10 protein-coding genes and 1 pseudogene are annotated in these 13,725 nt (G+C 66.7%); 9 read left to right on the top strand and 2 right to left on the bottom strand.

Annotated elements, in window-relative coordinates; genetic code table 11:
* Nucleotides 1-79, top strand: a pseudogene (locus A5787_RS11140) (type VII secretion protein EsxI); the annotation flags it as partial.
* 66 nt (nt 80-145) lie between these two features.
* Here the strand turns inward: A5787_RS11140 and A5787_RS11135 are convergent.
* The gene (locus tag A5787_RS11135; RefSeq protein ID WP_066965993.1) at nt 146-1,459 is read right to left on the bottom strand and encodes a PPE family protein; all 1,314 of its coding nucleotides are present in this window, start codon (nt 1,457-1,459) and stop codon (nt 146-148) included.
* A 703-nt stretch (nt 1,460-2,162) separates the two neighbouring features.
* Between A5787_RS11135 and A5787_RS11130 the strand changes: the two genes are divergently transcribed.
* Entirely contained in the window at nt 2,163-2,936 is a 774-nt protein-coding gene (locus tag A5787_RS11130; RefSeq protein WP_066965990.1) for a response regulator transcription factor, read from the top strand.
* Nucleotides 2,933-4,462, top strand: a complete 1,530-nt coding sequence (locus tag A5787_RS11125) for a cell wall metabolism sensor histidine kinase WalK (protein ID WP_066965987.1) — start codon at nt 2,933-2,935, stop codon at nt 4,460-4,462. Before A5787_RS11130 ends, A5787_RS11125 begins: the two co-directional genes overlap by 4 nt.
* A gap of 185 nt (nt 4,463-4,647) precedes the next feature.
* Here the strand turns inward: A5787_RS11125 and A5787_RS11120 are convergent, their stop codons facing one another.
* Nucleotides 4,648-5,214, bottom strand: a complete 567-nt coding sequence (locus A5787_RS11120; RefSeq protein ID WP_369829106.1) for a DUF6611 family protein — start codon at nt 5,212-5,214, stop codon at nt 4,648-4,650.
* Between the two features lie 370 nt (nt 5,215-5,584).
* Here A5787_RS11120 and kdpF point away from each other — a divergent pair, with 370 nt between their 5' ends.
* Genes kdpF through A5787_RS11090 form a run of 6 tightly spaced genes read left to right on the top strand, consistent with a single transcriptional unit; the run spans nt 5,585 to nt 13,675 of the window.
* Nucleotides 5,585-5,674, top strand: a complete 90-nt coding sequence (gene kdpF, locus A5787_RS28120; protein ID WP_156763889.1) for a K(+)-transporting ATPase subunit F — start codon at nt 5,585-5,587, stop codon at nt 5,672-5,674.
* Nucleotides 5,674-7,344 carry a potassium-transporting ATPase subunit KdpA gene (kdpA, locus tag A5787_RS11110; RefSeq protein WP_066965978.1) on the top strand — a complete coding sequence of 557 codons (1,671 nt, stop codon included), beginning with the start codon at nt 5,674-5,676 and terminating at the stop codon, nt 7,342-7,344. Before kdpF ends, kdpA begins: the two co-directional genes overlap by 1 nt.
* A complete protein-coding gene (gene kdpB / locus A5787_RS11105) occupies nt 7,344-9,494 on the top strand; it encodes a potassium-transporting ATPase subunit KdpB (RefSeq protein WP_066965974.1) in 2,151 nt (716 codons plus the stop codon). The genes kdpA and kdpB overlap by 1 nt, the downstream gene beginning before the upstream one ends.
* 1 nt (nt 9,495) lies before the next feature.
* On the top strand, nt 9,496-10,419 hold the full coding sequence (locus A5787_RS11100; RefSeq protein WP_066965971.1) for a potassium-transporting ATPase subunit C: 924 nt from the start codon (nt 9,496-9,498) through the stop codon (nt 10,417-10,419).
* An 11-nt stretch (nt 10,420-10,430) separates the two neighbouring features.
* A complete protein-coding gene (locus A5787_RS11095; protein WP_066965968.1) occupies nt 10,431-12,998 on the top strand; it encodes a sensor histidine kinase KdpD in 2,568 nt (855 codons plus the stop codon).
* Entirely contained in the window at nt 12,995-13,675 is a 681-nt protein-coding gene (locus A5787_RS11090; RefSeq protein WP_066965965.1) for a response regulator, read from the top strand. The genes A5787_RS11095 and A5787_RS11090 overlap by 4 nt, the downstream gene beginning before the upstream one ends.
* The last annotated feature ends 50 nt before the right edge of the window (nt 13,676-13,725 follow it).

The raw sequence follows: 13,725 nt of genomic DNA, 5'->3' as shown, positions 1-13,725 counted from the left end.
CTCCCACGGCCAGAAGGTGCAAAGCGCCGGCAGCAACATGGCCAGCACCGACAGCGCCGTCGGGTCCAGCTGGGCCTGACACCGCACGTTCGAAACGGGGCCGCACACCCGTGGGTGTGCGGCCCCGTCGTTTTGTCCGGCCGCGCTACCCGGCCACGGGCGAGCGCGGAAACATCGTGGGGCGGAACCCGATTCGCTGGACCGAACCCTCGGACTCGCGCCCGACCATGCCACCCAACGGTAGTTTCGAAATGCCCGCGGTGGGCGCTGACGCGGGCGCCGCACCCCAGCCGCCCGGCATCGCGTTGGCGTCCAGGGCGGGCAGCGGAGTGACCGACGAGACGGCGTCGGCCCACGTCGGCGGCACCGACAAGGTGCCGAGCGAGGGCGCCTGACCCACGCTCGCGGACGCTGCCGCGCCGAGGCCCCCGAGGGGCCCAAGGCCTCCCAGACCGCTGGCGGCTCCCCCGTCGGCTCCCTCAAGCGAACCCAAGCCCGCGAAATCCAGGCTCAGGCCATACCCGTCGAAACCCATTCCGGCGCCATCGGTACCTAAACCGGCGCCGTCGCCGCCCAGGCCGGCCAGGTCGGAGCCGAGGCCGAACACATCGAGCAGGGCGGGTCCGTTCCCGCCCAACGCGGACGTGAGGCTCGAGGTCAATCCGGAGAGCGCACTCGCGCCAGTGCTGGCGCCCTTCGTGGCGGTTTTGCTCGCGCCGGTCAGACTCGACAGCGCGCTGAGCGGGGCGGAAGCCCCCGACGAGCCCAGCGACACCGCGGTGCCCGCCGCCGCGGGCGACAGCCCGGTGCTGGAGGCGGCGCCCGGGGTCGCCAGGGTCTGCAAGGTTTGGGGCACCGAGGACATCAACTGCGCCGTCTTCGGCTGGGCGTTGCTGCCGACCTGGGCGCCGGCCTGCCCGGCGACGCCGCCCGGGTTGGTCGTCTGGGGCGGCGGGGTGAATGTCGAAAATGCCGACGCCGCGGCCGAATTGGCGGCGTAGCTGTACATCGCCGTGGCGTCTTGCGCCCACATCTCGCTGTACTCGGCTTCCGTGGCCATGATCGCCGGCGTGTTCTGCCCGAAGATGTTGGTAGCGATCAACCCCATCAGCTGGGCGCGGTTGGCCGCGATCAGCGGCGGCGGCACCGTCATGGCGTATGCCGTCTCGAAGGCCGCCGCGGCGGCCGTCGCCTGGGTGGCCGACTGCTGGCATTGCGCGGCGGTCGCCGTCATCCACGAGATGTAGGGCGTCACCGCGGCCGCCATCGACAGCGACGTCGGTCCCAGCCAGGACTCGTCGGTGAGACCGGCGATCACCGACTGGTATCCGCTGGCGGCGTCGGTCAGTTCGGCGACCAGCGATTCCCACCCCGCTGAAGCGGTCAACAAGGTTCTGGGTCCCGGTCCCAGATACATCCGACCGGAGTTGATCTCCGGTGGCAGCGCGCCAAAGTCCATCGCCCGTTCCTATCCTTTGCTCGAGTTTGCTGGTCCCGTTATGCGGAGCTCGCGTACGGGGCGCCGATGCCGCGGACGGCCGTGGTGAGTGCGAGCACGTCTCCAACGCGAGCGGTGCCCCGCCGCCCGGGGGCGGCGATCACCACCAAGTGCGCCGACGGACGCGGGAACATCGCCGTCGACGCCCGTCGGGCTTGCCCGCTCGACCGAAGCGCGACCACCGGGTTCTGCGGCGCAAGTCGGGCAGCCGGCAAAACCGAACGCCCCACAATCAGCAACCGTCGACGAATCCGCTCTCGACGGGGCGCACGACACTCGCGCGATGAAACTCATTGAGAGATGCCAACATTCGTAACATCACGAAACTCTGCGTTAACGAGACTCGGGACAACTTTGTCTTCGGCCGTCGTGCGCACCCATCCGGCCGCGACGGCATCTGCTGAAGCACAGCGCCTCATGATCAATGAATTCCAATCGTATGGCTGTGATTTGGAGCACTACCGCCCCAAGCGCCTCGGCGCTGTCAAACCAACATCCATGCATGCCAGTATTTTTGGATGATTATCTCATCTCAAGCTCGCTGATGCGACACCTACAAAACACATATTTGAGCGGGCCCTGATGTTAGCCACGAAACAGGGTTTATTTGAGAACTCTATGAGCTCCGTGACAACGACATGTGCGCTTGGGAGAATATAGGAACATGACCGTGATGACGGGACGCGCAGGCAGCCAACGGCCACGCCAGGCCATCCTGGGGCAGCTGCCCCGCATATATCGTGCCGACGGCTCGCCGATCCGGGTTTTGCTGGTCGACGACGAGCCCGCACTGACCAACTTGGTGAAGATGGCGCTGCACTACGAGGGCTGGGTCGTCGACATCGCCCACAACGGGCGCGAGGCCCTCGCAAAGTTCGAGAGCGTCAGCCCCGACGTGCTCGTGCTCGACATCATGCTCCCCGACGTGGACGGGCTGCGGATCCTGCAGCGGATCCGCGAATCCGACGCCTACACCCCCACGCTGTTCCTCACCGCGCGCGACTCGGTGATGGACCGCGTCACCGGCCTCACCGCCGGCGCGGACGACTACATGACCAAGCCGTTCAGCCTCGAGGAACTCGTCGCGCGGCTCCGGGGGTTGTTGCGCCGCTCCACCCAGCAGCCGCCACCCGCGGCCGAATCCCTGAAAATCGGCGACCTGCACGTCGACACCGCCAGCCGCGAGGTCACCCGCGGTGGCACACCGATATCCCTGTCGTCGACCGAGTTCGAATTGCTTCGCTTCCTGATGCGCAATCCCCGGCGCGCGTTGAGCCGCACCGAAATCCTGGACCGCGTCTGGAATTACGACTTCGCCGGCCGCACCAGCATCGTGGATTTGTACATCTCGTACCTGAGAAAGAAGATCGACTCCGGCCGCGAGCCGATGATCCACACCGTCCGTGGCGTGGGATACATGCTGCGACCGCCGGAATGACCGGCGAGGGGAACACGGCATCCAGGGACCGTCCGCGGTGGCTTCCCCACTCGCTGCGCCGCCAGTTGCTCTTGGGCGTGTTGGCCGTCGTCAGCCTGGTGCTGGTGACCGTCGGCATCGTCTCGGTGCTGAGCCTGCGCGGGTATGTCACCGCGATGAGCGATGCCGACGTCGACCAATCCCTTGACGCCCTCAGCAATTCGTACACCAGGTACCGCTACGGCGAACATCCCGCGGCGCAACGGAGCACCCAGCCGATCGCGCAGGCCATGCTCGAATTCACCGATCAAACGCCGGGCAATCTCATCGCCGTGCTGCACGACGGCAGGGTGACCGGCTCGGCGGTCTTCTCCGAGGCCGAAGCGCGGCCCGCGCCGCCCGACGTCGTCCGCGCCCTGGAAGCGCAGTCCTGGCCCGACGCGCCGCCACGGACCGAGAAGCTTGGCAGCCTCGGTTCGTATCGCGTCGACAGCCGCATCAACGGGGCCGACCTTCTGATCGTCGGGGTATCGCTAGCCCGGGCCGACCAGATCATCGTTCGCAAGCAACTCACCACCACGCTGCTGGTCGCGGCGGCCCTGGCGGTGACCGCCGGGCTCACCGTGTGGGTGGTCGGGTCCACCCTGCGCCCGCTGCGCCGGCTCGCCGCGACCGCCGGCGAGGTTGCCGCGATGCCGCTGACCGACGGCGACCACCGGATCAGCGCCAGGGTGCGACCGACCGATACCGATCCGAACAACGAAGTCGGAATCGTCGGACACACGCTGAACCGGTTGCTGGACAACGTCGATAGCGCTTTGGCGCATCGGGCCGAGTCCGACTTGCGGATGCGGCAATTCATCACCGACGCCAGCCACGAGTTGCGAACTCCGCTGGCGGCGATTCAGGGCTACGCCGAGCTGACGCGTCAGGACAGCTCGGCGCTGCCGCCGACCACCGAATACGCGCTGGCCCGCATCGAGTCGGAGGCGCGGCGCATGGCGGTGCTCGTCGACGAGCTGCTGCTGCTCTCGCGCCTGGGCGAGGGCGAAGACCTGCAGACCCAGGATGTCGATCTGGCGGACCTCGTCATCAACGCGGTGAACGACGCCGCGGTCGCGGCGCCGACACACCGTTGGGTCAAAGACCTGCCCGAAGAACCGGTGTGGGTCCGCGGCGACCACGCCCGGCTACACCAACTGGTCAGCAATCTGCTCAGCAACGCCCGGCTGCACACGCCGCCGGGCGTCACGGTAACGACCGGGATCACCTGCCACCGCGGGACGGAAGCTGCCTATGCGGAACTGACCGTGGCCGACGACGGGCCCGGCATCGACGCGGATCTGTTGCCCCGGCTGTTCGAGCGGTTCGTCCGGGCGGACACCTCCCGATCTGACGGTTCGGGGATCGGGCTGGGGCTGGCCATCGTGAGTTCCATCGTCAGGGCCCATCACGGTTCGGTGACCGCCGAATCCACCGAGGGCCGAACGGTCTTCAGGGTGCGCCTTCCGCTGATCGAGGATTCGGTCACCGATCGGCCCGGCTAGCCGCCGATCCCCCGAGGGGGGCGATTGGAAGCTTCCTTGGCACAGCTTTTTGCTTCTACGCCTTACGATTTCGCCGGCCCGGCCACGATTCGATGCGGCTTCGCCCGTGTCCTCGCCGCGCCAAGAAGTACACGGTCAGCAGAGTCGCTGCCGCAGCGACAGCCTCGGGGGTCTGCGACAGGGTGTCAGACATGAGCAATCGCGTCGATCCGGTCGTAGGCGTCCCACCAGATCGCCTCGTGCTCGACCAGTGAGATTGCTCCGCTCTCCAACAGATGGTCGGCCCGGACCAACATGTCGGCCAAGGTTCGGCACTCGGTGTGGCTCTGTTCCTCATGCGCGTCGGCGCTGTTGGGCAAGAGGATGACCGACATCGACCTGACTTTCACGCGCGTGGGCCCGGCCCGCAGGAACAGCAGCGCGCCGATGCCCACGTAAGCGACTACGAAGATCGCGAGCACCTTGTCGGGTGCGACGCCGGCGTGGCCCAGCAGCATGATCGCGAGCAACCCGAGCGCAGCGCCCGTTATCGGCCACCCCCGCCACAGCCGCGCCATCCGACGATCGGCGGGAGTGCTTCCGGGCGGGTAGACGATCAATCGGTCGCGTTGCACGCCGTATCTACCAACCGTGGCATCGAGAGATCCCCACTGGTGGGGGCCGTCGAGCAGGCGCGACCACCACTGCGGTCGTTTCGGGGCGCCCGGCTGGAGGATGCGCGATTCAGCGTCTCGTTGCGTGGTTCTTCGCATGGACTTGGGTCTACGCCCAATTCGCAACGCCCACTATCAATCCAAACGACATCCATACAGGCAACGGCCCAACCTTAACGCCAACCCGGCAGAGGGGCGGGACGCCACCAGGGGCGTAAAGAAACCGTAAAGGCGCACTGCGGCGCCGTTAGGAAAGTGTCAACCAAAGGCCCTATCCGATAGACGCTGTCTAGTTTCAATCTGGCATTGCCTCCGAGTACTGCGCTGCGGCTGACTCGATGAGGCCATTAAGTGTGCGCAGGGTTTATGCGGAATGGAATGGAGACACGATGGGCGTGTTGATCTACGTCTTGCTGACGATCGCGGTGTTCGCCGTGCTCGGGCTGGCGCAGAAGCTGGTCGAGCGACTGTGAGCTACGAAAACGTTATCGGCTTGGCGCTTTCCGTGCTCCTTGCCGTGTATCTCGCAGCCGCGCTGCTGCTTCCGGAGAGGTTCTAGTGAGCACAACAACAGCGGGGATCATCTTCCTCGCCGTCCTCGTCGTGGCGCTGGTGGTGGTGCATGTGCCGTTCGGCGACTACATGTACCGGGTGTACACGTCGGAGAAGGACTCCGCCGTCGAGCGGGTGATCTACCGGCTTATCGGTGTCGATTCACGCTCGGAGCAGACGTGGGGCGCCTACGCGCGCAGCGTGTTGGCGTTCTCGTCGCTCAGCATCCTGTTCCTTTTCGTGTTCCAGCTCGTGCAGGGCAAATTGCCGCTGCACCTGCGTGATCCGGCCACCCAAATGACTCCGGGGCTGGCGTGGAACACCGCCGTCAGCTTCACTACCAACACCAACTGGCAGGCCTACTCCGGCGAGTCGACGCAGGGCCATCTGGTCCAGATGGCCGGGCTGGCGGTGCAGAACTTCGTCTCGGCCGCCGTGGGCATGGCGGTGGCGATCGCACTGGTGCGCGGCTTTGCCCGCAAGCGCACCGGCGATCTGGGCAACTTCTGGGTCGACCTGGTGCGCACGGTGCTGCGCATCCTGCTGCCCATCTCGATCGTCGCCGCGATCCTGCTCATCGCGGGCGGGGCGATCCAGAACTTCCACCTGCACGACCAGGTCGCCTCGACCCTCGGCGGCACCCAGCAGACGATCACCGGCGGCCCGGTCGCCAGCCAGGAGGCGATCAAGGAGCTCGGCACCAACGGCGGCGGGTTCTACAACGCGAACTCTGCGCATCCGTTCGAGAATCCGACGGTGTGGACCAACTGGCTGGAGATCTTCCTGCTGCTGGTGATCAGCTTCTCGCTGCCGCGCACCTTCGGGCGCATGGTGGGCAGCACCAAGCAGGGCTACGCGATCGCATCGGTGATGGCGACCCTGTACGCGATCAGCGTGTCGTTCATGATGTGGTTCCAGCTGCAGCACCACGGCACGGTACCCAGCGCCGTCGGGGGCGCCATGGAAGGCGTCGAGCAGCGGTTCGGCATCGCCAACTCCGCGGTGTTCGCGGACTCGACGACGCTCACCTCCACCGGTGCGGTCGATTCGTTCCACGACTCCTACACCAGCCTCGGCGGGATGATCACGCTGTTCAACATGCAGCTCGGAGAGGTCGCCCCCGGCGGCACCGGATCGGGCCTCTACGGGATGCTGATCCTGGCGGTAATCACGGTCTTCGTCGCCGGGCTGATGGTCGGGCGCACCCCGGAATACCTCGGGAAAAAGATCAACCCCCGCGAAATCAAGCTCGCCGCAAGCTATTTCCTGGTCACCCCGCTGATCGTGCTGACCGGCACCGCGATTGCGATGGCGCTGCCCGGCGAACGCGCCGGCATGCTCAACACCGGCCCACACGGGCTGTCGGAGGTGCTTTACGCGTTCACCTCCGCCGCGAACAACAACGGCTCCGCCTTCGCCGGGATCAGCGTCAACACCAACTGGTACAACACCGCTCTGGGGTTGGCCATGGTCTTCGGCCGATTCCTGCCGATGGTGCTCGTATTGGGGCTGGCCGGATCGCTCGCCAAGCAGGGCCACACGCCGGAATCGGCGGGCACCCTGCCCACCCATCGGCCGCAGTTCGTCGGGATGGTCGCCGGCGTCACGGTGATCCTCGTTGCCCTCACTTTCCTGCCCATGCTCGCGCTTGGGCCTCTCGCTGAAGGAATCCACTGATGACCGCGACCGCTGTCGATTCGTCCGAGCAGACGCAGCCTTCGGGCCAGACGGGCACGAAGCGGGTGCAGGGCGGGTTGCTCGACCCCAAGATGCTGTGGAGGTCGACCCCGGACGCGCTGCGCAAGCTCGACCCGCGCACCCTGTGGCACAACCCGGTGATGTTCATCGTCGAAATCGGGGCCGCCTGGAGCACGGCGCTGGCGGTCATCAACGAAACCTGGTTCGCTTGGCTGATCGTGGTATGGCTGTGGCTGACCGTGCTCTTCGCCAATATCGCGGAGGCGGTGGCCGAAGGCCGCGGCAAGGCCCAAGCGGAAACGCTGCGCCGAGCCAAGACCCAGACCCTGGCCCGACGGCTCAGGAATTGGGAACCCGGCGCCCCCGGGATGGAGGAAGAGGTCGCGGCACCGCTGCTGCAGCAGGGCGACATCGTCGTGATCGAGGCCGGGCAGGTGATACCCGGCGATGGTGACGTGGTGGAAGGCATTGCGTCGGTCGACGAATCGGCGATCACCGGAGAGTCGGCGCCGGTGATCCGCGAATCCGGTGGCGACCGTTCGGCGGTCACCGGCGGCACCACCGTGCTGAGCGACCGGATCGTCGTGCAAATCACCCAAAAGCCGGGCGAAAGCTTCATCGACCGGATGATCGCGCTCGTCGAGGGCGCAAACCGGCAGAAGACCCCGAACGAAATCGCGCTGAACATCCTCTTGGCCGCGTTGACGATCATCTTCGTCTTCGCCGTCGCGACCCTGCAGCCGCTGGCGATCTACTCCAAGATGAACAACCCGGGAGTCCCGGACACCCAGGCGCTCAACGGAAGTGGCGTCACCGGAATCGTGATGGTGTCGCTACTGGTGTGCCTGATCCCTACGACGATCGGCGCGCTGCTGTCGGCGATCGGCATCGCCGGGATGGACCGGCTGGTGCAGCGCAACGTGCTGGCGATGTCCGGGCGCGCGGTGGAAGCCGCCGGCGACGTGAACACGCTGCTGCTCGACAAGACGGGCACCATCACCCTGGGCAACCGGCAGGCCGGCGCGTTCGTCCCACTCGACGGCGTCACCCCGGAACAGCTGGCCGACGCCGCGCAACTGTCGAGCCTCGCCGACGAAACACCGGAGGGACGCTCGATCGTCGTGTTCGCCAAGCAGCATTTCGGGCTGCGCGCCCGCACGCCGGGCGAACTCGCGCACGCCCATTGGGTGGAGTTCTCCGCGGCGACACGGATGTCGGGCGTCGACCTGGACGGGCACCTGCTGCGCAAGGGCGCGGCGAGCTCGGTCGCGGAATGGGTTCGCGGGCAAGGCGGTAACGTGCCCATACAGCTCGGTGAGATCGTCGACGGCATCTCCGCCGGCGGCGGCACCCCGCTGGTCGTCGGGGAGTGCCTGAACGGCGAGGCGGCGGTGCTCGGTGTCATTCACCTCAAGGACGTCGTCAAGCAGGGCATGCGGGAGCGCTTCGACGAGATGCGCAAGATGGGCATCCGAACGGTGATGATCACCGGCGATAACCCGTTGACCGCCAAAGCGATTGCCGACGAGGCCGGCGTCGACGACTTCCTCGCCGAGGCCACGCCCGAGGACAAGCTGGCGCTGATCAAGCGAGAGCAGGAGGGCGGCAAGCTCGTCGCGATGACCGGTGACGGCACCAATGACGCACCGGCGCTGGCCCAGGCCGATGTGGGCGTGGCGATGAACACCGGAACGTCGGCGGCCAAAGAGGCCGGCAACATGGTCGATCTCGACTCCGACCCCACGAAGCTCATCGAGATCGTCGAGATCGGCAAGCAGCTGCTGATCACCCGCGGCGCGCTGACCACGTTCTCCATCGCCAACGACATCGCCAAGTACTTCGCGATCATCCCGGCGATGTTCGTCGCGCTGTTTCCCGGGCTGGACATGATCAACATCATGCGGCTGCACAGCCCTCAGTCGGCGATCCTGTCGGCGGTCATCTTCAACGCGATCATCATCGTCATACTGATCCCGTTGTCGCTGCGCGGCGTGCGCTACACGCCGAGCAGCGCGTCAAAACTGTTGAGCCGTAACCTCTATGTCTACGGGCTCGGCGGCATCGTCGCCCCGTTCATCGGGATCAAGGCAATCGACCTCATCGTCCAATTCGTCCCCGGGATGTCCTGACATGAAGTTCTCCAATTTCATCCGCGTGCACTGGGCGGCCTTCCGCGCGCTGCTGGTGCTGACGGTGCTCACCGGCCTCGCCTTTCCCGTGTTCATCTGGCTCGTCGCGCAGATACCCGGCCTGCACGATCAGGCCGAAGGGTCGATCCTGACCGCCAACGGGAAGGCGGTCGGCAGCAGGCTCATCGGCCAGCTGTTCACCGACAAGGACGGCAACGCGCTGCCGCAGTACTTTCAGAGCCGCCCGTCGGCGGCCGGCACCGGTTACGACCCGCTCTCGTCGGGCGCGAGCAACCTCGGGCCGGAGAGCACCGTCGACACACCCGCGGACCCGTCGCAAATGACGGCCGGCAAGTCCGCGTCGGATGCCGGCTTCAAGCCGAGCCTGCTCACACAGGTCTGCACGCGCAGTTCCGCGGTGGGGCAGCTCGAGGGGGTGGACGGGTCGCGTCCGTTCTGCACGGGCGGCGGCGTCGGCGCGGTGCTGTCGGTGATCGGCCCGCGCGACGCCCGCGGAAACGTCGCCCACCCTACCCGGGTGGTCAGCGTCAACGAGCCGTGCCAGTCGACACAGGCGCCGTTCCTGTCGATCTACGAGGGAGTGCGGGTCGAGTGCGCCAAGTTCGGCGAGGACTACACGATCGGCCAGATCGTGCCCGTCCGCGGCACCGCGCCCGAAAGCCCCACCGTGCCGGCGGACGCGGTCACGGCCAGCGGCAGCGGTCTGGATCCGAACATCTCCCCGGCATACGCCGACATCCAGGTCACCCGGGTGGCCAAGGCCCGTCACGTCAGCCCGGATCAGATCCGGGCGGTCCTCGCGCACTACCGCAGCGGGCGCGACCTCGGGATCTTCGGTGAGCCGACCGTGAACGTGCTACAGCTCAACGCGCAACTCGATCACCAGTATCCGGTCTCGGGCTAACCCGTAGGGGGATGATGGTTGACGTGAGCGTGACCGACCACCGTCCCAAGCGCGGGGAACTACGCATCTACCTAGGTGCCGCTCCCGGTGTCGGCAAGACCTACGCGATGCTCGGCGAGGCCCACCGGAGGCTGGAGCGCGGCACCGACGTGGTGGCGGCCGTGGTCGAGACCCACGGGCGGGCGAAAACCGCTGAGCTGATTGAGGGCATCGAGGTCATCCCGCCCCGGTTCGTCGAGTACCGCGGCGGCAGCTTTCCCGAGCTCGACGTGCCGGCCGTGCTGGCGCGGCACCCGCAGGTGGTGCTGGTCGACGAACTCGCGCATACCAACACGCCGGGCAGCAAGAACGAGAAACGTTGGCAGGACGTCGAAGAGCTGCTCGAGGCCGGAATCACGGTGATCTCCACCGTCAATATCCAGCACCTGGAAAGCCTCAACGACGTCGTCGCCCAGATCACCGGCATCGAACAGCAAGAGACAATACCCGATTCGATCGTGCGCGAGGCTTCGCAGGTGGAGCTCATCGACATCACGCCGGAGGCGCTGCGCCGCAGGCTATCCCACGGTAACGTCTATGCGCCGGCACGGATCGACGCGGCGCTGTCGAATTACTTCCGCCGCGGAAATCTCACCGCGCTCAGGGAATTGGCGCTGCTCTGGCTGGCGGACCAGGTAGACACCGCGCTGGCAAAGTACCGTGCCGAGAACAAGATCACCGACATGTGGGAGGCGCGCGAGCGCGTCGTCGTGGCGGTCACCGGTGGCCCGGAGTCGGAGACGTTGGTGCGGCGCGCATCCCGGATCGCGTCGAAGTCCAGCGCCGAGCTGATGGTGGTGCACGTCATCCGCGGTGACGGATTGGCCGGTCTCTCGGAGCGCAGAATGACCAAGGTGCGTGAGCTGGCGAACAGCCTGGACGCGTCCCTGCACACCGTGGTCGGCGACGACGTACCGACGGCCCTGCTCGATTTCGCCCGCGAGAACAATGCGACCCAGCTGGTCATCGGCACGTCCCGGCGGCCCCGCTGGGCCCGCATCTTCGAGGAGGGGATCGGCCCCACGATCGTCGAGCGGTCCGGGAAGATCGACGTGCACATCGTCACCCACGATGAATCCAGGCGCGGCTTTCATCTGGCGTCACTCGCGCCACGCGAGCGACGCGTCGCCTCGTGGCTGGCGGCCGTCATCGTGCCGTCGGTCATTTGCGCCGTGACGGTGACGTTGTTGGACCGGTATCTGAACAACGCCGGCGAGAGCGCATTGTTCTTCGTCGGGGTGCTGTGCGTCGGGCTGCTCGGGGGCGTTGCCCCGGCGGTTCTTTCGGCGGTGCTGTCCGGGCTGCTGCTGAACTACTACCTGACGGCCCCGCGGCACAGCTTCACCATCGCCGAGCCCAACAGCGCCATCACCGAGTTGGTGCTGATGATGATCGCGGTCGCGGTCGCGGTACTCGTCGACGGCGCCACCAAACGCACCCGGGAAGCCCGCCGCGCATCCCAAGAAGCCGAGCTGCTCACGCTCTTCGCCGGGTCTGTGCTGCGCGGCGCTGACCTCGAGACCCTGTTGGAGCGCGTGCGCGAGACCTATTCACAGCGCGCTGTCAGCATGCTGCGCGAACCCAGCGACGAAGAGCGTGCCAGCGGAAGGAAGGGCTACATCGTCGCCTGCGTCGGCAAAGATCCTTGCGTGAGCGTCGATTCGGCCGACACCGCGATCGAGGTCGGCGATGAAGAGTTCTGGATGCTGATGGCCGGCAAGAAGCTCTCCACGCGCGACCGCCGGGTGCTCAGCGCGGTGGCCAAGCAGGCGGTAGGCCTGATCCGGCAGCGCGAGTTGGCCGAAGAGGCCAGCCGGACCGAGGCGGTCGTGCGGGCCGACGAGCTGCGGCGCTCCCTGCTCTCGGCGGTCAGCCACGACCTGCGCACACCGCTCGCCGCGGCCAAGGTCGCGGTGTCCAGCTTGCGCGCCGAAGACGTGGCGTTCTCCCCCGAGGACACCGCCGAATTGCTGGCCACCATCGAGGAATCGATCGACCAGCTGACCGCGCTGGTCGGCAACCTGCTGGACTCCTCGCGCCTGGCCGCCGGGGTGATCCACCCGGACCTGCGGCGCGTCTATCTGGAGGAAACGGTGCAGCGCGCCCTGGTCAGTATCGGTAAGGGCGCCACCGGGTTTTACCGATCGGCCATCGACCGCGTCAAGGTCGACATGGGCGACGCGGTGGCGATGGCCGACGCCGGATTGCTGGAACGGGTCTTAGCCAACCTGATCGACAACGCGCTGCGCTACGCGCCCAACTGCGTGGTTCGAGTCAACGCGGGGCGGGTGGGCGATCGCGTCCTGATCAACGTCATCGACGAAGGCCCCGGAATACCGAAAGGCACCGAGGACCAGATCTTCGATGCCTTCCAACGGCTGGGCGATCACGACAACACCACCGGTGTGGGCCTGGGCATGTCGGTGGCGCGCGGCTTCGTCGAGGCGATGGGCGGCACCATTTCGGCGGGCGACACCCCGGGCGGCGGCCTGACCGTCGTGGTGGATCTGCCCGCGCCGCAGGCGTTTGGTGCGCTATGACCCGGGTCTTGGTGATCGACGACGAGCCGCACATCCTGCGCGCGCTGCGGATCAACCTGTCGGTGCGGGGCTACGAGGTCATCACCGCCTCGACCGGTGCCGGAGCGCTGCGCGCGGCCGCCGAGCACAAGCCCGACGTGGTCATCCTGGACCTCGGCCTGCCCGACATCTCCGGCATCGAGGTGCTGGCCGGCCTGCGCGGCTGGCTCTCGGCGCCGGTGATCGTGCTGTCGGCACGCACGGACTCGTCGGACAAAGTCGAGGCCCTCGACGCCGGCGCCGACGATTACGTGACGAAACCCTTTGGTATGGACGAGTTTCTGGCTCGGCTGCGCGCGGCGGTGCGCCGTAACGCGGCGGCATCCGAAGTGGATGAGCCGGTGGTCGAAACCGACGCGTTCACCGTCGATCTGGCCGCCAAGAAGGTCACCAAGGACGGGGTGGAGGTGCACCTGACGCCGACCGAATGGGGCATGCTCGAGGTGCTGGTGCGCAACAGGGGCAAGCTGGTGGGTCGCGAGGAATTGTTGAAAGAGGTGTGGGGGCCGGCGTATGCCACCGAAACCCATTACCTACGTGTGTATCTGGCGCAGTTGCGACGCAAACTCGAGGATGACCCGTCGCATCCCAAGCACCTGCTCACCGAGTCGGGCATGGGCTACCGGTTCGAGGCCTGACGCGCGTTCGCGTTGAATCACATGCGCACCATGCGCCTCTGCGCCGGAAG

The sequence above is a fragment of the Mycobacterium sp. 852002-50816_SCH5313054-b genome (assembly GCF_001667185.1).
In the GTDB taxonomy this organism is placed as follows: domain Bacteria; phylum Actinomycetota; class Actinomycetes; order Mycobacteriales; family Mycobacteriaceae; genus Mycobacterium.
Note: the sequence above shows the minus strand (reverse complement) of the source record. Positions and strands in the feature narration are given on the sequence as shown.